The following is an 18,355-nucleotide window of genomic DNA, read 5'->3' as shown; positions in this document are numbered from 1 at the left end:
GCCCTCGGTCACAGCTCGGCCATCGGCACGCGCACGTCCCGCTCGGCGGCGACCTCGGAGGCCCGGTCGTAGCCGGCGTCCACGTGCCGGATGACGCCCATGCCGGGGTCGTTGGTGAGGACGCGGCGGATTTTCTCGCCGGCCAGCGGGGTGCCGTCGGCGACGGTGACCTGCCCGGCGTGGATGGAGCGGCCGATGCCGACGCCGCCGCCGTGGTGGATGGACACCCAGGACGCGCCGGAGGCGACGTTGACCATGGCGTTGAGCAGCGGCCAGTCGGCGATCGCGTCGGAGCCGTCGAGCATCGCCTCGGTCTCCCGGTAGGGGGAGGCGACGGAGCCGCAGTCCAGGTGGTCGCGGCCGATCACGATCGGCGCGGACAGCTCGCCGGACGCCACCATGTCGTTGAACCGCTCGCCGGCCTTGTCGCGCTCGCCGTAGCCGAGCCAGCAGATCCGGGCGGGCAGGCCCTGGAAGTGCACCTTCTCCTGGGCCATCCTGATCCAGCGGTGCAGCGACTCGTTCTCCGGGAACAGGTCGAGGACGGCCTTGTCGGTCTTGTGGATGTCCTTCGGGTCGCCGGACAGCGCGGCCCAGCGGAACGGGCCCTTGCCTTCGCAGAACAGCGGCCGGATGTACGCGGGGACGAAGCCGGGGAAGGCGAACGCCCGGTCGTATCCGGCGAGTTGGGCTTCGCCGCGGATCGAGTTGCCGTAGTCGAAGACCTCCGCGCCGCGGTCCTGGAAGCCGACCATGGCCTCCACGTGGCGGGCCATCGACTCGCGGGCGCGCTGGGTGAACTCGGCGGGCTTCTCGGCCGCGTAGGTCGCCATGTCGTCGAAGGCGACGCCGGTCGGCAGGTAGGCCAGCGGGTCGTGGGCGCTGGTCTGGTCGGTGACGATGTCGATCGGGGCGTCCATCGCGAGCAGCTGCGGGAGCAGGTCGGCGGCGTTGCCGAGCAGGCCGATGGAGAGCGGCTGCCGCTTGTCGCGGGCCTCGGTGGCGAGTTGCAGCGCGTGGTCGAGGCTCGTGGCCTCGACGTCGAGGTAGCGGTGCTCGATCCGGCGGGCGATCCGGGACGGGTCGCAGTCGATGCAGATCGCCACGCCGCCGTTCATGGTGACGGCCAGCGGCTGGGCGCCGCCCATGCCGCCGAGGCCGGCGGTGAGGGTGATGGTGCCTTCCAGCGTCCCGTTGAAGCGCTTGTTGGCGACGGCCGCGAAGGTCTCGTAGGTGCCCTGGAGGATGCCCTGGGTGCCGATGTAGATCCACGAACCGGCGGTCATCTGGCCGTACATGGTGAGGCCGAGCGACTCCAGGCGGCGGAACTCCTCCCAGTTCGCCCAGTCGCCGACCAGGTTGGAGTTGGCGATCAGCACGCGGGGCGCCCACTCGTGGGTCTGCATCACGCCGACCGGCCGGCCGGACTGCACGAGCATGGTCTCGTCCTGCTTGAGGCCCTGGAGGGTCCTCACCATGGCGTCGAAGGAACGCCAGTCACGGGCGGCCTTGCCGGTGCCGCCGTAGACCACCAGCTTGGACGGGTGCTCGGCGACCTCCGGGTCGAGGTTGTTCATCAGCATCCGCAGGGCGGCCTCCTGCTGCCAGCCCTGCGTGCTCAGCCCGGTGCCCCGTGCCGCGCGCACCTCACGCGGGCCGCTCGCCTGCTCTGCCATGGACCAGCCTCCTTGCGGATGGATTCATTCACGATCAAGCAGAGTGAATATATCCAAACAGCATCGGGCTGACCAGAGTTTCGGGCACCCGCGTCGGCGCCCCTTCGTCAGCTCTTCCCCGGATCCCCCGGCCCACTCGATCCACTCGATCCACCCGGCGGACTGCCGCCGCCGTGCTCGCCGCGCAGCGCCGCCAGCCGGTGCCGGTACTCGTCGACGTCGATCTCGCCCCGGGCCAGCCGCTCGGCCAACAGCCGCTCCGCCTCCGGGACACGGCCCTGCGGCGGGTTCCCCCACCGCGGCCCGCCCGCCGACGTCCCGCCCCTCCGCTCGGCCGAGAACATCCGCCAGAGCGCGGCCAGCACGACGATCGCCAGCAGCACGAACAGCATGAACGTGATTCCGGGCAGCACCCACGACCAGCCGCCGTGGTACCCGTGATGCCAATACATCCCGATCACCCGCCACCGCGCACCCGCACGGTGCGCCGCTTCCAGTCTGCTCCTCGCCCTGCGACGGCGGTGCTCGGCGGTGTCGGGCGGGGGCGGTGTCAGGCCGGGGTGGTGGAGAGCAGCACGGGGGCTCCGCCGGAGACGTCGTAGACCTGAACGTCGGCGTCGGTGGTGACGACGATCCGGTCGGGGCCGTCCCAGGTCGCGGACGTGAGCACGCCCTCGCCCTCCCACTTCCCGACCTCGGAGAACACCGTCCACCGCCGGGCCGACCAGCCGGAGCCGTTCTCCACCTGGACGAACCAGCCCTGGCTCTCCGCCTCCATGCCCAACTCGCCCTTGCGGAGCACCCGCAGTGCCCGGTCCGCGCCGTCGGGCGCCGCCTCGCGCTTCGTCACGCGGTGGTCGGGTCCGCCTGCCAGTCCGGCGGCGAGGACCAGCGCCGCGATCGTCCCGACGAACAGCACCGGCACCGACCCGCGCCCACGCACCAGCCCCACCGCCACCAGGAACAGCCCCGCGGCCGCCAGGCACAGCAGCGACGGATGGGAGAAGGCGTCGGCCACCGCCGACCGGCCGCCTTCGCGCCGCTCCCGCACACCCCACAGCGCGGCGGCCACCGCCAGCCCTCCGACGGCCGCGAGGCAGCGGCCCGACCACACGCGCATGATCAATCCCCCCCCGGGAGAAACTCCCGTCACCCTAGCGTGCGGCCGGGCGGCGGCCGGCCGTCAGGCGGCTGCGTCGCCGTCCCAGTCGATGCCGATCTCGGCGAGCCAGCGGCGGTCCTCCGCGTCGGGCTGCGGGGTCGGTTCTCCGGGCCGGGCGGGCGGGCGCGGGATGTGTTGGACGGGGCCGACGCCGTAGCGGGCGGCGGCCTCCTCGGCGGCGGGGTCACCGGGTTCCAGGACGCCGATGTGCACGACGTTCTCGTCGCCCGGGTCGAGCACGATCAGTTCGGGGTGCGGCGGGCGGCGCAGCGCGATGCGGCGGCCGCAGAGCGGGCAGGACCATTCGTCGGCGCCGGAGCCGAGCCGGCCGGTGAGGCGCATCTGATGGATCGGTGGTGGCATTGGACTTCCCCCGTCCAAGGCTGTCGTCGTCCCTACCCAGGAAGATGCCCGCCCACGGCCGGTCGTCAACCCGGCGGAGAGGTGTCATTGGGGGAACAACGGGTGTCAGTCCAGGAACAGTTGACGGGCCGTCGCGGACTGCTCGATGGCTTCCAGGCGGGCTTCGGCGTCGGGGATCTCGTCGCACATCGCCTGCAGCAGCACCCGGCCGAGGACCATCGGGGCGCAGGCGGTGTCGAAGACCAGGCCGGTGCCGACGGCGGCGGGGAGCATCACGTCGGAGAGCTTGGCGACCGGGGCGAAGGTGGAGTCGGCGACGGTGAGGACGGTCAGTCCGCAGTCGCGGGCGACGGCGAGGGCGTCCATGAGTTCGCGCGGGTAGCGGGGCAGCGCGAAGCAGAGCAGGGCGGTGGCGCCGGCGGCGACGGCCTGTTCGAGGCGGTCGGCGAGCATCGAGCCGCCCTCGTCGAGCAGCCGGATGTCGGGGTGGACCTTGGCGGCGAAGTAGGAGAAGCCGCGGGCCTGGGCGGACGCGGCGCGCAGGCCGAGCACGGGCAGTGGGCGGGACGCGGCGAGGATCCGGGCGGCGCGGACGATCGGCGCGGGGTCGGCAAGCAGTTCGGCGAGGTGCCGCAGGTGTTCGATCTCGGCGAGGACGGCCTGCTGGTGCTGGTTGCGGACCACGTCGTGGTGGCTCTCGGGCGCGGCGGCCTCGCCGACGCCGAGTTCCCGCAGCTGCTTGCGCAGCGCCGGGTAGCCGTCGTAGCCGAGGGCGACGGCGAAGCGGGTGACGGACGGCTGGCTGACGCCGGCGAGTTCGGCGACCTCGACGCTGGAGAGGAACGGCGCCTCGGTGGCGTGCCGGACCAGCGAGTGGGCGATCCGCCGCTGGGTGGGCGTCAGCCGGTGGCCCTCGAAGAGCTGGAGCAGCCGGGCGGAGGGTCCGGCGGTCGTTCCGGTCTCGTCCAGGGCGGTCATCTCGGGTACCTCCACGCTCGGTTGGGCGGTCGCCGGTGGCTTCGGCGGTGGGACGACTGTGGCGCAGTCCCGACTGGTGGGCAACGGCATTCCGCCAGCCGGGACGGGCGCGTTCGGACAGTAGTCCGGCGCGCCCGTCCTGCGACACATCGTCACATCGTCAGGCCAGCGGGCCGGTGACCTGCTGAACCGCCTCGACCAGGGCGCCGGAGGCGACCAGCGCGGCGGCGGCCTCCAGGTCCGGGGAGAGGTAGCGGTCGCGGCCGGGCCCGCCGACCCCGGCGGCACGGGCGGCGGCGACGGCGGCGGCGGTCGCCGGGGCGAGCACGCCGGTCTCCTCGGCGGCCTGCTCCCGGATCTCCAACGCCCGTGCGGAGGCGACGAGTTCGACGGCCAGCACGCGGCCGAGGTTGGCCACCGACTGGCGCAGCTTGCGGGCCGCGGACCAGCCCATCGAGACGTGGTCCTCCTGCATCGCCGAGGACGGGATGGAGTCCACCGAGGCGGGCACCGCGAGCCGCTTGTTCTCGCTGACCAGTGCGGCCTGGGTGTACTGGGCGATCATCAGACCGGAGTCGACGCCCGGGTCGTCCGCGAGGAACGCGGGCAGGCCGTGCGAGCGGGCCTTGTCGAGCAGCCGGTCGGTGCGGCGCTCGGAGATCGAGGCCAGGTCGGCGGCGGCGATCGCCAGGAAGTCCAGCACGTAGGCGACGGGCGCGCCGTGGAAGTTGCCGTTGGACTCGACCCGGCCGTCGGGCAGCACCACCGGGTTGTCCACGGACGCGGCCAGCTCCCGGTCGGCGACCAGGGCGGCGTGCGCCAGGGTGTCGCGGCCGGCGCCGGCCACCTGCGGGGCGCAGCGGATCGAGTAGGCGTCCTGGACCCGCGGCGCGTCGTCCTGGTGGTGGCCGGTGAGGCCGGAGCCGCGCAGGACGGCCAGCATGTTGGCGGCGGCGGCGGCCTGCCCGGGGTGCGGGCGGATCGGGGCGTGCAGCTCGGGGGCGAGCACCTTGTCGGTGCCGAGCAGCGCCTCCAGCGTCATCGCGGCGGTGATGTCGGCGGTGGTGTAGAGCCGGCGCAGGTCGGCGAGGGCCATCACCAGCATGCCGAGCATGCCGTCGGTGCCGTTGATGAGGGCCAGGCCCTCCTTCTCCAGCAGTTCGACGGGTGCGATGCCGGCGGCGGCGAGCAGCTCGGCGGCGTCCTTCTCGACGCCGTCGGGGCCGAACGCGGTGCCCTCGCCCATCAGCACGAGCGCACAGTGCGACAGCGGGGCGAGGTCGCCGGAGCAGCCGAGCGAGCCGAACTCCCGCACCACGGGGGTGATTCCGGCGTTCAGCAGGGCGGCCATGGTCTCGGCGACCAGCGGGCGGACGCCGGTGCGGCCGGAGGCGAGTGTCTTCATCCGCAGGAACACCAGTGCCCGGACCACCTCGGTCTCCACCACCGGGCCCATGCCGGCGGCGTGCGAACGCACCAGCGAACGCTGGAGCTGGGCCCGCAGTTCGGGGCTGATGTGGCGCACCGCCAGCGCGCCGAAGCCGGTGGAGACCCCGTACACCGGCCGGGGTTCGGCGGCGAGGGCGTCGATCCGGGCCCGGGCGGCAGCCATCTCGGCGAGCGCGTCCGGCCCGATCTCCACCCTGGCCCCGCCCCGGGCGACCGCGAGGACATCCTCGGCGCTGACGTCGGCCTTGCCGACCTGGACGACGACCCTGTGCATATCCATATGCACATTCTCACCAGGTGAATGAAGATCTGACAAGCACTGTCGGCCGACCGGTCCGGCGTCCCGGGCGCCTGGCCCGGGCTGCGCGCCGCCGAGCTCTGGTTGACTGGCCCGCGGAGGTGCGACACGGATGGCGCGGGCAACGGTACGGCGGCGGGTGGTGCGGCTGCGGGGGGCGGAGCGGGGGGCTCGGCCGGACAGTCTGGCGGCGGAGGAGCCGTTGGAGATCCGGATCGGCGGCGAGGCGCTGACCGTCACCATGCGCACCCCGGGGCACGACTTCGACCTGGTGGCGGGCTTCCTGGTCGGCGAGGGCCTGGTCGGCGCCACCGAGGAGCTCGCCGCGCTGCGCTACTGCGCGGGCGCCGACGAGGACGGCGCCAACACCTACAACGTGGTCGACGCGACCGTCCGCGGCGCCCGCCCCGCGCTGTCCGCGCACCGCAACCTGCTCACCACCAGCGCCTGCGGCCTGTGCGGACGCGACACCGTGGACGCGGTGCGCACCCGCAGCCGCTGGGACGTCTCCGCCGACCCGCTGACGCTCGACCCGGAGGTGCTGTACGCCCTGCCGGAGCGGCTGCGCGCCGCCCAGCGCGCCTTCGAGAGCACCGGCGGCCTGCACGCGGCCGCGCTGTTCACCGCCGACGGCGCCCTGCTGTGCGCCCGCGAGGACGTCGGCCGGCACAACGCGGTCGACAAGGTGGTCGGCTGGGCGCTGCGCGAGGGCCTGCTGCCGCTGCGCGGGCACGTCCTGCTGGTCTCCGGCCGGGCGTCCTTCGAACTCACCCAGAAGGCCGCCCTGGCCGGCCTGCCGCTGCTGGCGGCGGTCTCCGCGCCGTCCTCGCTCGCCGTCGACCTGGCCGAGGAGCTCGGCCTGACCCTGGTCGGCTTCCTGCGCGAACGCACCGCGAACGTCTACACCCGTGCGGACCGGATCGTCGCCGACCCGCACGGGTGAAATCCTCAGCGCGGCCAGAGGCTGGTGCGCCAGGCGTGCGGCCCGGGCGCGGGGACGGGACGGGGAGTGCGGCTGGTCCACGCGGTGGCCGGGCCGCTCGCGGAGGCCGACGCGGCCCCGGCGGCGGCCCGGGCTTGGACCACCGCCAGGACGGTGGCCAGCTCCTCGGGGGTCGGCTGCCCGTGCAGCACCTGAATCGGAGTCATGCGGGGTGAACCCTTCTGCTACAGCGGGATGTTGCCGTGCTTCTTCGGCGGCAGCGCCTCCCGCTTGCCGCGCAGCGCCCGCAGCCCGCGGACGATGTGCCGGCGGGTCTCGCTGGGCGCGATGACCGCGTCGACGTAGCCGCGCTCGGCGGCCAGGTACGGGTTGAGCAGGGTCTCCTCGTACGAGGCGAGCAGCTCGGCCCGGCGCTCCTCGCCGCGGCCCTCGGCCTCGGCGGCGGCGATCTCCCGGCGGTGCAGGATGTTGACCGCGCCCTGCGCGCCCATCACCGCGATCTGCGCGGTCGGCCAGGCCAGGTTGATGTCCGCGCCCAGGTGCTTGGAGCCCATCACGTCGTACGCGCCGCCGAACGCCTTGCGGGTGATCACGGTGATCAGCGGGACGGTGGCCTCCGCGTAGGCGAAGATCAGCTTCGCGCCGCGGCGGATGATGCCGTCCCACTCCTGGCCGGTGCCGGGCAGGAAGCCGGGCACGTCGACGAAGGTCAGCACCGGGATGTTGAACGCGTCGCAGGTGCGCACGAAGCGGGCGGCCTTCTCGCTGGCCGCGATGTCCAGGCAGCCCGCCAGGTCCATCGGCTGGTTGCCGACCACGCCCACCGGGTGGCCCTCGACCCGGCCGAAGCCGATCACGATGTTGCCCGCGTACAGCGGCTGGACCTCCAGGAAGTCCCCGTCGTCCAGCACGTGCTCGATCACCCGGCGGATGTCGTACGGCTGGTTCGCCGAGTCCGGCACGATGCCGTCGAGTTCGAGGTCCTCGTCGGTGATCGACAGGTCCGCCTGCTCGGGGTAGACCGGCGGGTCGGAGAGGTTGTTCGACGGCAGGTACGACAGCAGGCTCTTGACGTACTCGATGGCCTCCTTCTCGTCGGCGGCCAGGTAGTGCGCGTTGCCGGACTTCGTGTTGTGGGTGCGGGCGCCGCCCAGCTCCTCCATGTCCACGGTCTCGCCGGTGACGGTCTTGATCACGTCGGGGCCGGTGATGAACATGTGCGAGGTCTTGTCGGCCATCACCACGAAGTCGGTGACCGCCGGCGAGTACACCGCGCCGCCCGCGCACGGGCCCATGATCAGCGAGATCTGCGGGATCACGCCCGAGGCGTGCACGTTGCGGCGGAAGATCTCGCCGTACAGGCCGAGCGAGACCACGCCCTCCTGGATCCGCGCGCCGCCGGAGTCGTTGATGCCGATCATCGGGCAGCCGGTCTTCAGCGCGAAGTCCATCACCTTGACGATCTTCTCGCCGAACACCTCGCCCAGCGAACCGCCGAACACCGTGAAGTCCTGAGCGAACACCGCGATCTGGCGGCCGTCCACGGTGCCGTAGCCGGTGACCACGCCGTCGCCGTACGGCCGGTTCTTCTCCTGGCCGAAGTTGGTCGAGCGGTGCCGGGCGAACTCGTCGAACTCCACGAACGAGTCCTCGTCCAGCAGTTCGAGGATCCGCTCACGGGCGGTCAGCTTGCCCTTGGCGTGCTGCTTCTCGACCGCGGCGGCGGAACCGGAGTGCACCGCCTCGTCGATCCGCCGGCGCAGGTCGGCGAGCTTTCCGGCGGTGGTGTGCGGGTCGTGCGGTGCCTCGGCCATTGCGGTGGCTCTCCCTGCGTCCTCGGCCGCCGGCCCGGGGCGTTGGAGGGTTGCGGGCAGGGCGGCGCTGCGGTCTACCGTTGCGTAGCGTAGCCAGCGCGGAGGCGTCCGCGGCTATGGCCATCGACACATCGTGCCACTGCCCGATTTGCGGGACGATGATGCGGCGTGCGGCCGGTGCCCTTCGCCATAGGGTGGGCCGGGTGAGCACACCCGAGAGCCCTCGCCCCCGCCGCTCCGGACTGCGCGGCTTCGGCCACGGCGGCCCGTCCCCCTGGACCGACCTGGACCGGCCGCCGCTCGACGAGGCGGCCCTGCGGCTCGACCTGCTGCGCCCCGGCGCCCTGTGGACCTCACTCGATGTGGTGAGCGGGACCGGCTCCACCAACTCCGACCTGGCCGCCCGCGCCAAGGACGGCGCACCCGAGGGCGCCGTCCTGGTCGCCGAGTCGCAGAACGCCGCCCGCGGCCGGCTCGACCGCCGCTGGAACGCGCCGCCCCGCTCCGGGCTCTTCCTGTCCGTGCTGCTGCGCCCGCAGGGCGTGCCGATGGAACGCTACGGCTGGCTGCCGATCCTGATCGGCACCGCCGTCTCCGCCACCCTCGACCGGATCGCCGGCGTCCGCACCGGCCTGAAGTGGCCCAACGACCTCCAGGCCGAGGTCGACGGCCAGGAGCGCAAGCTCGGCGGCATCCTCACCGAACTCTCCGGCGGCGCCGTGATCGCCGGCCTCGGCCTCAACGTCTCCCTCCGGCAGGCCGAACTGCCCGTCCCCACCGCCACCTCGCTCGCCCTGGCCGGCGCCGAGACCACCGACCGGGCCACCCTGCTGCGCGCCCTGCTGCGCGAGTTCGCCGAACTGTACGGCGAGTGGACGGCCGCCGCCGGCGACCCGCACGCCAGCGGCCTGCTGCCCGCGTACACCGCCCGCTGCACCACCCTGAACCGGCCCGTCAAGGTCCAACTCCCCGGCGACCGCGAACTGCTGGGCGAAGCGGTGGCCGTCGACGGCGACGGCCGGCTGGTGGTCCGCACCCCCGACGGCACCCGGCACGCCGTCGCCGCCGGCGACGTGGTGCACGTCCGCCCGCAGAACTGACCGGCCGGTCTCACCCACCGGAACCCTCGGACCGGCTGTCGGGCGGATGCCCCGGATTACGCGATTCCGTGCGAACATTCCACCTGGCAGCGGTGTGAGGCTCGCCACTACCCCCTGCGGTGGTCGCGTACCCGAACCCCGAGGACGGCAAGACACAAGTGCTCGAACGCACGGGGACGGACCGGTGACAGACAACGGCGGCGCCACGACGGGCTCCGGCAACGACGGCACTCCCGCCGACGCGCTCGAAGCGACGGACGAGACCACCGTCGCCACCGACCTTGAGCGGCTCATCCTCGACGCGCCGCGCAAGTACACCCCGTACCAGGCCGCGCGCGCCGCCGAGGTCCCGATGGACCTCGCCACCCGCTTCTGGCGCGCCATGGGCTTCCCCGACATCGGCCAGTCCCGCGCCCTCAACGACAACGACGTGATCGCGCTGCGCCGCCTGGCCGGCCTGATCGAGTCCGGGCTGCTCAGCGAACCCATGGCGATCCAGGTCGCCCGCTCCACCGGCCAGACCACCGCGCGACTCGCCGGCTGGCAGATGGACACCTTCCTCGACAACCTCACCCAACCCGTCGAACCCGGCCTGACCCGCTCCGACGTCGCCTACCCGCTGGTCGAACTGCTCCTCCCCGAGCTCGAACAGTTCCTCGTCTACGTCTGGCGCCGCCAACTCGCCGCCGTCACCGGCCGCGTGGTCCAGGCCGCCGAGGACACCGAGACCACCTCCGGCCGCCTCGCCGTCGCCTTCGCCGACCTGGTCGGCTTCACCCGGCTCTCCCGCCGCCTGGAGGAGGAGGAACTCGGCGAACTCGTCGAGGGCTTCGAGAACACCTGCTCCGACCTGATCGCCGGCCAGGGCGGACGCGTCGTCAAGACGCTCGGCGACGAGATCCTCTTCGTCTCCGAGGACCCGGCCACCGTCGCCGAGATCGCCCTCTCCCTGGTCGAGACGCTCGCCAAGGAGGACAACATGCCCGCCCTCCGCGTCGGCATGGCCTTCGGCACCGTCACCTCCCGCATGGGCGACGTCTTCGGCACCACCGTCAACCTCGCCTCCCGCCTCACCTCCATCGCCCCCAAGGACGCCGTCCTGGTCGACGGCGAACTCGCGACGGCCCTCGAACACAACGGCACCGCGACGCTTCCCGAGGGGCCCCCTGCACCCGGCCACCGCTTCCACCTCCAGCCCATGTGGCGCCGCCCGGTCCGCGGCCTCGGCCTGGTCGAACCCTGGCTCCTCACCCGCACCCCCACCGCCAACACCTGAGCGAGCACGAAGACAGGGGCGCGGGGAACTGCGCGACAAGCGCAAGTCACGTCCGTAAGGTCGCGATCAAGTGCAGGTCGTTGTCCCGCGTCGCGATCTTTCCGTCGGGTGCGTTCCCCTTCGCGCAGTTTCCCGCGCCCCTGGTGGTGCCGTCACAAATCGCCCACATCACCCTAGGCTGGATGAAACGGCCCGCGGGAGGGAATGTGGCGACGATGACTGACCAGGCGGCGGCGCCGGACTCGCGGTTGCAGGCGGTGGTGGAGCTCGCGCAGGCGATGGCCGGGGCGCTGACCCCGCTGGAAGCGGTTCGCGCGGCAGCCTCGCGGGCGACGTCCGCACTGGGGGCGACGATGGCGGCGGTCTCGGTGTGGGACCGCGAGTCGGGCCGCCTGCGGGTGCTGGTGAACCACGGAGACCTCGCGCCGGGCGAGGAGGAGCTTCCGGAGGACGAGTCGTACCCGGTCGCGGACTTCCCGGAGATCGTCACGTACCTGGAGGAGCACTGGACCACCGGCCGTCTCCCCCGGGCGTGGGTGCAGACGGCGGAGGATCTCGGCCCGCACGCCGGTCATCCGCTCCCGGCCTCCGGCGCGTTCTGCCGCTCGCGCGCCGCAGGCCTGCGGCGGCGCGGCCGCGGCTGCTGCCTGGTCGCCCCGATCGTGCTGCACGGCCAGGCGTGGGGCGAGCTGTATCTGGCGCGCGGCATCGGCATGCCGGTGTTCACGGACGCCGACGCCGAGTACGCGACGCTGCTGGCGGCGCAGATCTCGGCCGGCCTCGCCCAGACCGAGCGGGTCGCCGACCTGCGCAGGCTGGCGTTCACCGACGCGCTGACCGGCCTGGCGAACCGTCGCGCGGTGGACGCCCGGCTGGAGGAGGCGTTGAAGGCGCACACCCGGGACGGCGTGGTGGTCTCGCTGGTGGTGTGCGACGTGAACGGGTTGAAGCGGGTCAACGACCAGCTGGGCCACGAGATGGGCGACCGGCTGCTGGAGCGGTTCGCGCACCAGCTGTCGCTGGCCGCGGCGAAGCTGCCGGGCAGTCTCGCGGCGCGGCTCGGCGGCGACGAGTTCTGCCTGCTCGTGGAGGGCCGGTCCGCGGACGAGGTGGTCGCGGTGGCGGAGGAACTGTGCACCCGCGCACTGGAGTTGACGGACGGCGAGGGCGTCGCCTGCGGGATCGCGTCGACCGGGGACTCGATCGGCCCGGTGACCACGGCGGACCGGCTGTTCCGGCTGGCGGACGCCGCGCAGTACCGGGCGAAGGCGGCCCGGGCGGCGCACCCGGTGGTGGCGGGGCGGGGCCACGGTCCGGGGTTCGCGCCGGATCCGGTGGTGCAGCTCGCGGACAGCCGGCGGGCGCCGGGCGGCCGGCCGAACGGCGACCGGCGGCGGTTCCGGGGTTCGGCGCACAGCGCCGATCCGGGGCAGTTGCTGGCGGCGGTGCTGGCGGCGCTGGACCAGGGCGGGGTGCAGGGCGTGGTGGCGCACCCGGCGGACACCTTGGGGCGGCTGTCGGTGGTCGCGGAGACCGCGTCGCGGCTGCTGAACGCGGTGGGCTGGTGGGTGTCGTACGTGCCGCCGGGTTCGCCGCTGATGCGCACCTCGCGGCACGCGGTGTACCGGATGACGGGCGGCCCGGCGTCGGCACGGGCGCAGACCCAGCGGGCGCAGATCGAGGCCCCGGACGCGGTGTTCGACCTGCGGCACTATCCGTTGACCGGCCGGGCGGTGACCGGCGGGGCGTTCGCACTGCGGGCCGGCGCGGCGGGCAACGACGCCGCGGAGGAGGCGGTGATGGTGGTGTCCGGGTACCGGGCGATGGTCGCGGCGGGCGGCGCCAACCCGGCGGGCGGCTGGCTGGTGGAGCTGTTCGCCGACGACTCCACGCTGCCGCTCGGCCAGGTCGCGTCGGCGCTGCGGGCACTGGTGGCGGTGGCCCTGTCGGGGCCGTGCTCCCCGCCGCCGTCCTGACGCCGGGCAAGCGGGCGGGTGCGCCCCTGTCCTCGCACCCGCCTGCGTGTCGCGCCCGCGTGTCGCGCCCGCCCGCTCAGCGGGCGAGGCGGCTGCCGAGTGCGAAGCTGCCGGGGCCCACGGCGGCGATGAGCAGGAACGCCCAGCAGAACAGCACGGCGGGCTCGCCGCCGTTCTGCAGCGGGAACAGCCCGGTCTGCTGGTGGACGCTGAAGTAGGCGTAGGCCATCGAGCCGGAGGCGGCCAGTGCGGCGGTCCGGGTGCCGATGCCGAGCAGGACGAGCAGGCCGCAGACGAGCTGGATCACGGCGGCGTACCAGCCGGGCCAGCTGCCGGCCGGGACGGTGCCGCCGCCGTGCGCCCCGCCGAGGACCCCGAACAGCGAGGCGGCGCCGTGGCAGGCGAAGAGCAGGCCGGTGATGACCCGGTAGAGCGCGACGAGGTGCGGGCGGGCCGCGTCGGTGGCGGCCCTTGCGGTGGTGACGAGGTCGGACATGGATCTCCTCAGCCGGAACCAGTGGGGTGGTCTGCCGTACGTGCCCCGACCGTTGACGTGTCGTCGGTTCGTGGGGGAGATCGGCGCCCCGCACGGCACCGATCATGAACCGGACAAGTCAGTGGGTCCATTGGAGGGGCCCGGGGGCGCGGCGTCAAGCAGGCACCGGAACTATCACCCGCGCCGGGACTGAGTACGGATACTCAGGCGCCGCACCCGGTCCGCGTTGCAGGCTGATCGAATGCTCTGGTCAGACCCCCGTGACGAGCCGTCGCCCGAGGCCCGCGAGGTGCAGCGCAGGCTGCGTCGCACCGCGGTGGTGATGGCGGTGCTGACCGTGATCGCGACGGCGCTGGTGCTGGCGTAGCCCGGCCAGTACCGCGGCAGGCGGCCTTCGCCCCGTCGCGCGAAGGCCGCCTGCCGCGGCACTAGGCTGAGGGCATGACCGCTCGTCGCCCGCTCGTTCTCGCGTCCGCCTCCCCCGCCCGGCTGGGCCTGCTGCGGCAGGCGGGCCTGGACCCGCTGGTCCGGGTGAGCGGGGTCGACGAGGACGCGCTGTCCGCGCCGACGCCCGGCGAACTGGCGCTGGTGCTGGCCGTGGCGAAGGCCGAGAAGATCGCCGCCGAGCTGTCCGGCGAGCCCGGCGAGCCGCCGCTGGTGATCGGCTGCGACTCCGTGCTGGAGCTGGACGGCGAGGCGCTCGGCAAGCCCGCCGACGCCGACGAGGCGGTGCGGCGCTGGCAGTCGATGCGCGGCCGCGCGGGCGTGCTGCGCACCGGCCACTGCGTGATCGACACCGCCACCGGCCGGCAGGCGAAGGCCACCGCCTCCACCACCGTCCGCTTCGGCACCCCGGACGACGCCGAGGTCGCCGCCTACGTCGCCTCCGGCGAACCGCTGCACGTGGCCGGGGCGTTCACCCTGGACGGCCGCTCCGCACCGTTCGTGGAGGGGATCGACGGCGACCCCGGCAACGTCATCGGCCTGTCCCTGCCGCTGCTGCGCCGCCTGCTCGCCGAGCTCGACGTCCGCATCACCGACCTCTGGGCCTGATCCCCGGGTCAGCCCGCCGCGGGGGCGTGCTTGGCCAGGTAGGCCTTGACGTCGGGCAGCGCGCCGTCCTTGAGCAGCAGGGAGCCGTGGTTGACGCCGGGGTAGATCTTCAGCTGCTTGTCCTCGGCCGCCGAGGCCTCGTACAGCGACTTGGCGTTGGCGTTGAACGGCGCGTCCATCTCCTCCGCGGCGAAGTAGGTCGGGATCTTCACCGACTTGACCGCGACCGCCGCGTTGTACAGCGGGAACACGTCGGGCGCGCTGAGCGAGACCACGGCCTTGACCGGCAGCGGGTTCTGCTGGTTGGCGGCGACCAGCGAGGCGGTGCCGCCCTTGGAGGCGCCGATCAGCGCGAGCCCGGTGACGCCCTTCTCCTTGAGCTTTCCGGCGGCGGCCTTGATGCCCTCGGTGACGTCGTTCTCGGAGGTGAAGGCCAGCACCGCGTACCCGGACTTGGTGAAGTCGGCGAAGTACGGCGCCCATTCGCACAGCGATCCGCTCAGCTGGTGCGAGAAGATCACCGCCGTCTTCGCCCCGCCGGCGTCCGAGTCGCGGTAGTAGGCCTTCAGGCTGCTGCCGCCGGCCGTGCCCGCGTCGAGGGTGAACGCGCCCTTGGACTGCTCTTGGGTGAGGCACCCGTAGATCGTGGCGCCGGTCGTCGGCGCGGGTGTCTCCGCGGGCGCCGCCTTGGTCGAACTCCCGCTGCTGGAGCAGGCGGTGAGGACCAGGGCGGTGGCGGCGAGCGCGCCGGGCAGCATGGATCGCTTCACGATTCCCCCGTGAATTCTGCGGATTGTGGTGGTGGCTGCGACGCTATGGACGGCCGCGATCCGGGTCAATGGTCTGAACCATTCCGTTATGCCGGCCCTCGAAAAGGGTGACGCGATTCCGGTTCGCAAGGTGCGGAATCGGACAGAACAGGGGCCGCACATCTGTCGCACAGTTCCACCTCCCGGGCCGGTGGCCGCCATTAGGCTGGCGAGCCGGACCGGAAAGGGGCGACGGGAAGCGGAAGATGACCGATGGTGTGCTGAACGTCGTGCTGGGCCTGGTCGCTTCGGCGATCAGCGCCGGGCTGGGCTGGCTGGCGCAGACGCTGCGCCGGCGGCGGCGCCTGGAGCGGGAGCGGGCGTTCTTCGGACTGCCGGCCGACGGCGAGGCGCTGCTGGTCTCCAACCGGCACGCGGGCACGACCGATCCGAAGAGCGTGGCCCGTGACGACGTGTACGCGCTGATGGAACTGGCCGCGCTGGTCCGCGAGTGCGGCGCCCGGACGGTGCTGACCTCGCACGACGAGGTGCGCCAAGGCCTCGGCGACAAGACCGAGTTCTGCGTCGGCGGCCCGGACGGCAACGAGCGGACGGCCGCCCACCTGGCGTCCTGGCTGCCCGGCGCGGCGTTCGTCGCCCCGCCGGACGCCGCCGGGCACCCGGTGCGCACGCTGCTGGTCGGGGACCGCGAGTTCGCGTTCCGGACGTCCGCCGAGCAGCCGGGCGGGACGGCGTACGCGCTGCTGGCCCGGGTGCACCTGCGGCCGGGCAGCCGGCCGGTGTTCCTGATCGCCGGTCAGACGGCGGTCTCCAACCACGCGGCGGTGCGGTACCTGGCCGCCCATCACCGGTCGCTGGCCCGCCGGCACGGCCCGGAAGGGGCGTTCGCGGTGGTGCTGCGGGTGGTCAACGCCCGGGCGTACGGCCCGGACGTCGTCGAGTTCGAGGCGGACGTGACCGCCGAAGCGACCACCCGGCCGCAGCCGGCGGACGCTTGACCCGATGCCCCGGTGTGGCGAAGGCCACCCCGCCCGCCCGGCTCACCGGGCACCCCGGCGCGGCTCGCCGCGCGCCCGCGGCCTGCGGCGCGTCGCCAACCGCCGCCACCCGTACGGAAGTCGGAACACCGAGCGTGTGAGCACGCTCACCACCAGGGACTACTCGCCGGTAGCACCCTCCAATCCATAGACTCGACGAGGTTCGAGAAGGGAGCCACAGTGCGCAAGGTGCTCATCGCCAATCGCGGCGAAATCGCTGTCCGCGTTGCCCGGGCGTGCCGGGATGCCGGTATCGCGAGTGTCGCCGTGTACGCCGAGCCGGACCGGGACGCGCTGCACGTGCGGGCCGCCGACGAGGCGTACGCGCTGGGCGGCGACACCCCCGCGAGCAGCTACCTGGACATCGCGAAGGTCCTGAAGGCGGCCGCCGACTCGGGTGCGGACGCGATCCACCCCGGCTACGGCTTCCTGTCCGAGAACGCCGACTTCGCGCAGGCCGTGCTCGACGCCGGCCTGACCTGGATCGGCCCGCCGCCGCAGGCGATCCGCGACCTGGGCGACAAGGTCACCGCCCGACACGTGGCGCAGCGCGCGGGCGCCCCGCTGGTCGCGGGCACCGCCGACCCGGTGTCCGGGGCCGACGAGGTGGTCGCGTTCGCGTCCGAGCACGGCCTGCCGGTCGCCATCAAGGCGGCGTTCGGCGGCGGCGGCCGCGGCCTGAAGGTCGCCCGCACGCTGGAGGAGATCCCGGAGCTGTACGAGTCCGCGGTGCGCGAGGCGGTGGCCGCGTTCGGCCGCGGCGAGTGCTTCGTCGAGCAGTACCTGGACAAGCCGCGGCACGTGGAGACCCAGTGCCTGGCCGACCGGCACGGCAACGTGGTGGTCGTCTCCACCCGTGACTGCTCGCTGCAGCGCCGCCACCAGAAGCTGGTCGAGGAGGCCCCCGCGCCGTTCCTGACCGCCGAGCAGAACGCCGAGCTGTACCGGGCGTCCAAGGCGATCCTGCGCGAGGCGGGCTACGTCGGCGCCGGCACCTGTGAGTTCCTGGTCTCCCAGGACGGCCTGATCTCCTTCCTGGAGGTCAACACCCGTCTGCAGGTCGAGCACCCGGTCTCCGAAGAGGTCACCGGCCTCGACCTGGTCCGCGAGATGTTCCGGATCGCCGACGGCGAGGAGCTCGGCTACGACGACCCGGAGATCCGCGGTCACTCGTTCGAGTTCCGGATCAACGGCGAGGACCCGGGCCGCAACTTCCTGCCCGCGCCCGGCACCGTGACGCTGTTCGCCCCGCCGTCCGGCCCGGGTGTCCGGCTGGACGCCGGCGTGGAGTCCGGCTCGGTGATCGGCCCCGCCTGGGACTCGCTGCTCGCCAAGCTGATCGTCACCGGCACCGACCGCAAGCAGGCCCTGCAGCGCGCCAAGCGTGCCCTGGAGGAGTTCAAGGTGGAGGGCATGGCCACCGCCATCCCGTTCCACCAGGCCGTGGTCACCGACCCGGCGTTCGCCCCCGAGGTGCACGGCTCCGAGGGCCCGTTCCAGATCTTCACCCGCTGGATCGAGACCGAGTTCGACAACACCATCCCGGCGTTCGTCGGTGCGGGCGGCGACGGCGAGGAGCCCGAGGGCCGGGAGACCGTGGTGGTCGAGGTCGGCGGCAAGCGCATCGAGGTGTCGCTGCCGTCCTCGCTGGGCGTCGCCTCGGCCCCGGCCGCGGGCGCGTCGGCGGGCAAGGCGAAGCGCCGGGTGGGCGCCAAGAAGGCCGCGTCCGCGGTCTCCGGCGACACCCTGGCCTCGCCGATGCAGGGCACCATCGTCAAGGTCGCCGTCGAGGAGGGCCAGGTCGTCGCCGAGGGCGAGCTGATCGTGGTCCTGGAGGCGATGAAGATGGAGCAGCCGCTGAACGCCCACAAGGCGGGCACCGTGGTCGGCCTGAAGGCCGAGGTCGGCCAGTCGGTCTCCAGCGGCGCCGCGCTCTGCGAGATCAAGGACGTCTGAGTCCTCGC

Annotated in this window: 18 protein-coding genes; 8 read left to right on the top strand and 10 right to left on the bottom strand. The window is 73.2% G+C overall.

The annotated features are described in order from the left end of the window. Positions 1 to 8 precede the first annotated feature (8 nt). From hutU to hutH, 6 genes are all read right to left on the bottom strand, one after another. Positions 9 to 1,676, bottom strand: coding sequence for a urocanate hydratase (gene hutU, locus ACFV4P_RS22085; protein ID WP_380473521.1), 1,668 nt, complete (start codon positions 1,674 to 1,676; stop codon positions 9 to 11). Positions 1,677 to 1,783: 107 nt separating this feature from the next. Beyond that, positions 1,784 to 2,128 (bottom strand): SHOCT domain-containing protein, encoded by a 345-nt coding sequence (locus tag ACFV4P_RS22080; RefSeq protein ID WP_380473519.1) that lies wholly within the window; start codon positions 2,126 to 2,128, stop codon positions 1,784 to 1,786. 98 nt (positions 2,129 to 2,226) lie between these two features. Continuing rightward, positions 2,227 to 2,796: a hypothetical protein gene (locus ACFV4P_RS22075; RefSeq protein ID WP_380473517.1), complete on the bottom strand. Its 570-nt coding sequence runs from the start codon at positions 2,794 to 2,796 to the stop codon at positions 2,227 to 2,229. Positions 2,797 to 2,859: 63 nt separating this feature from the next. Beyond that, positions 2,860 to 3,201 carry a hypothetical protein gene (locus ACFV4P_RS22070; protein ID WP_380473515.1) on the bottom strand — a complete coding sequence of 114 codons (342 nt, stop codon included), beginning with the start codon at positions 3,199 to 3,201 and terminating at the stop codon, positions 2,860 to 2,862. Between the two features lie 105 nt (positions 3,202 to 3,306). Continuing rightward, on the bottom strand, positions 3,307 to 4,179 hold the full coding sequence (locus tag ACFV4P_RS22065) for a MurR/RpiR family transcriptional regulator (RefSeq protein WP_380473513.1): 873 nt from the start codon (positions 4,177 to 4,179) through the stop codon (positions 3,307 to 3,309). 160 nt (positions 4,180 to 4,339) lie between these two features. After that, positions 4,340 to 5,908 (bottom strand): histidine ammonia-lyase, encoded by a 1,569-nt coding sequence (hutH, locus tag ACFV4P_RS22060; RefSeq protein ID WP_380473511.1) that lies wholly within the window; start codon positions 5,906 to 5,908, stop codon positions 4,340 to 4,342. A 130-nt stretch (positions 5,909 to 6,038) separates the two neighbouring features. On the opposite strand from hutH, the gene fdhD reads away from it, so the two are divergent. After that, positions 6,039 to 6,869: a formate dehydrogenase accessory sulfurtransferase FdhD gene (fdhD, locus tag ACFV4P_RS22055; RefSeq protein WP_380473509.1), complete on the top strand. Its 831-nt coding sequence runs from the start codon at positions 6,039 to 6,041 to the stop codon at positions 6,867 to 6,869. Between the two features lie 5 nt (positions 6,870 to 6,874). Here the strand turns inward: fdhD and ACFV4P_RS22050 are convergent, their stop codons facing one another. Both ACFV4P_RS22050 and ACFV4P_RS22045 read right to left on the bottom strand, forming a co-directional pair. Then, positions 6,875 to 7,075, bottom strand: a complete 201-nt coding sequence (locus ACFV4P_RS22050) for an acyl-CoA carboxylase subunit epsilon (protein ID WP_380473507.1) — start codon at positions 7,073 to 7,075, stop codon at positions 6,875 to 6,877. Between the two features lie 18 nt (positions 7,076 to 7,093). Beyond that, positions 7,094 to 8,683 carry an acyl-CoA carboxylase subunit beta gene (locus ACFV4P_RS22045; RefSeq protein WP_380473505.1) on the bottom strand — a complete coding sequence of 530 codons (1,590 nt, stop codon included), beginning with the start codon at positions 8,681 to 8,683 and terminating at the stop codon, positions 7,094 to 7,096. 203 nt (positions 8,684 to 8,886) lie between these two features. Here ACFV4P_RS22045 and ACFV4P_RS22040 point away from each other — a divergent pair, with 203 nt between their 5' ends. The 3 genes from ACFV4P_RS22040 (at position 8,887) to ACFV4P_RS22030 (ending at position 13,035) form a co-directional block, all read left to right on the top strand. After that, positions 8,887 to 9,783 carry a biotin--[acetyl-CoA-carboxylase] ligase gene (locus ACFV4P_RS22040; protein ID WP_380473503.1) on the top strand — a complete coding sequence of 299 codons (897 nt, stop codon included), beginning with the start codon at positions 8,887 to 8,889 and terminating at the stop codon, positions 9,781 to 9,783. Between the two features lie 184 nt (positions 9,784 to 9,967). Further along, positions 9,968 to 11,059 (top strand): adenylate/guanylate cyclase domain-containing protein, encoded by a 1,092-nt coding sequence (locus ACFV4P_RS22035; RefSeq protein WP_380473501.1) that lies wholly within the window; start codon positions 9,968 to 9,970, stop codon positions 11,057 to 11,059. Between the two features lie 215 nt (positions 11,060 to 11,274). Then, complete coding sequence (locus tag ACFV4P_RS22030; protein ID WP_380473499.1) at positions 11,275 to 13,035, top strand: diguanylate cyclase domain-containing protein; 1,761 nt, start codon at positions 11,275 to 11,277, stop codon at positions 13,033 to 13,035. Positions 13,036 to 13,111: 76 nt separating this feature from the next. Here the strand turns inward: ACFV4P_RS22030 and ACFV4P_RS22025 are convergent, their stop codons facing one another. Next, entirely contained in the window at positions 13,112 to 13,531 is a 420-nt protein-coding gene (locus ACFV4P_RS22025; RefSeq protein WP_380473497.1) for a DoxX family protein, read from the bottom strand. Positions 13,532 to 13,772: 241 nt separating this feature from the next. On the opposite strand from ACFV4P_RS22025, the gene mmpB reads away from it, so the two are divergent. Next, positions 13,773 to 13,898, top strand: coding sequence for a morphogenic membrane protein MmpB (gene mmpB / locus ACFV4P_RS22020; protein ID WP_380473495.1), 126 nt, complete (start codon positions 13,773 to 13,775; stop codon positions 13,896 to 13,898). Positions 13,899 to 13,972: 74 nt separating this feature from the next. Next, positions 13,973 to 14,584: a nucleoside triphosphate pyrophosphatase gene (locus tag ACFV4P_RS22015; RefSeq protein WP_073808143.1), complete on the top strand. Its 612-nt coding sequence runs from the start codon at positions 13,973 to 13,975 to the stop codon at positions 14,582 to 14,584. 8 nt (positions 14,585 to 14,592) lie between these two features. On the opposite strand, the gene ACFV4P_RS22010 is transcribed toward ACFV4P_RS22015, so the two are convergent. After that, entirely contained in the window at positions 14,593 to 15,354 is a 762-nt protein-coding gene (locus ACFV4P_RS22010; RefSeq protein ID WP_380473493.1) for a dienelactone hydrolase family protein, read from the bottom strand. 245 nt (positions 15,355 to 15,599) lie between these two features. Here ACFV4P_RS22010 and ACFV4P_RS22005 point away from each other — a divergent pair, with 245 nt between their 5' ends. Both ACFV4P_RS22005 and ACFV4P_RS22000 read left to right on the top strand, forming a co-directional pair. Continuing rightward, the gene (locus tag ACFV4P_RS22005) at positions 15,600 to 16,352 is read left to right on the top strand and encodes a hypothetical protein (protein ID WP_380473491.1); all 753 of its coding nucleotides are present in this window, start codon (positions 15,600 to 15,602) and stop codon (positions 16,350 to 16,352) included. A 219-nt stretch (positions 16,353 to 16,571) separates the two neighbouring features. After that, a complete protein-coding gene (locus ACFV4P_RS22000; RefSeq protein WP_380473489.1) occupies positions 16,572 to 18,347 on the top strand; it encodes an acetyl/propionyl/methylcrotonyl-CoA carboxylase subunit alpha in 1,776 nt (591 codons plus the stop codon). The last annotated feature ends 8 nt before the right edge of the window (positions 18,348 to 18,355 follow it).

Source organism: Kitasatospora sp. NPDC059795 (genome assembly GCF_042732175.1).
GTDB lineage: Bacteria > Actinomycetota > Actinomycetes > Streptomycetales > Streptomycetaceae > Kitasatospora.
The sequence above is the reverse complement of the archived record's forward strand: the minus strand, read 5'-3'. Positions and strand labels throughout refer to the sequence as shown.

What these genes read in the sequence shown, in the direction of transcription:
- ACFV4P_RS22015 (WP_073808143.1), top strand. Translation starts at nt 13,973, where the DNA reads ATGACCGCTCGTCGCCCGCTCGTTCTCGCGTCCGCCTCCCCCGCCCGG.
- ACFV4P_RS22025 (WP_380473497.1), bottom strand. Translation starts at nt 13,531, where the DNA reads ATGTCCGACCTCGTCACCACCGCAAGGGCCGCCACCGACGCGGCCCGC.
- ACFV4P_RS22050 (WP_380473507.1), bottom strand. Translation starts at nt 7,075, where the DNA reads ATGACTCCGATTCAGGTGCTGCACGGGCAGCCGACCCCCGAGGAGCTG.
- ACFV4P_RS22065 (WP_380473513.1), bottom strand. Translation starts at nt 4,179, where the DNA reads ATGACCGCCCTGGACGAGACCGGAACGACCGCCGGACCCTCCGCCCGG.
- ACFV4P_RS22080 (WP_380473519.1), bottom strand. Translation starts at nt 2,128, where the DNA reads ATGTATTGGCATCACGGGTACCACGGCGGCTGGTCGTGGGTGCTGCCC.
- hutH (WP_380473511.1), bottom strand. Translation starts at nt 5,908, where the DNA reads ATGGATATGCACAGGGTCGTCGTCCAGGTCGGCAAGGCCGACGTCAGC.
- ACFV4P_RS22045 (WP_380473505.1), bottom strand. Translation starts at nt 8,683, where the DNA reads ATGGCCGAGGCACCGCACGACCCGCACACCACCGCCGGAAAGCTCGCC.
- hutU (WP_380473521.1), bottom strand. Translation starts at nt 1,676, where the DNA reads ATGGCAGAGCAGGCGAGCGGCCCGCGTGAGGTGCGCGCGGCACGGGGC.
- ACFV4P_RS22005 (WP_380473491.1), top strand. Translation starts at nt 15,600, where the DNA reads ATGACCGATGGTGTGCTGAACGTCGTGCTGGGCCTGGTCGCTTCGGCG.
- fdhD (WP_380473509.1), top strand. Translation starts at nt 6,039, where the DNA reads ATGGCGCGGGCAACGGTACGGCGGCGGGTGGTGCGGCTGCGGGGGGCG.
- ACFV4P_RS22075 (WP_380473517.1), bottom strand. Translation starts at nt 2,796, where the DNA reads ATGCGCGTGTGGTCGGGCCGCTGCCTCGCGGCCGTCGGAGGGCTGGCG.
- mmpB (WP_380473495.1), top strand. Translation starts at nt 13,773, where the DNA reads ATGCTCTGGTCAGACCCCCGTGACGAGCCGTCGCCCGAGGCCCGCGAG.
- ACFV4P_RS22070 (WP_380473515.1), bottom strand. Translation starts at nt 3,201, where the DNA reads ATGCCACCACCGATCCATCAGATGCGCCTCACCGGCCGGCTCGGCTCC.
- ACFV4P_RS22030 (WP_380473499.1), top strand. Translation starts at nt 11,275, where the DNA reads ATGACTGACCAGGCGGCGGCGCCGGACTCGCGGTTGCAGGCGGTGGTG.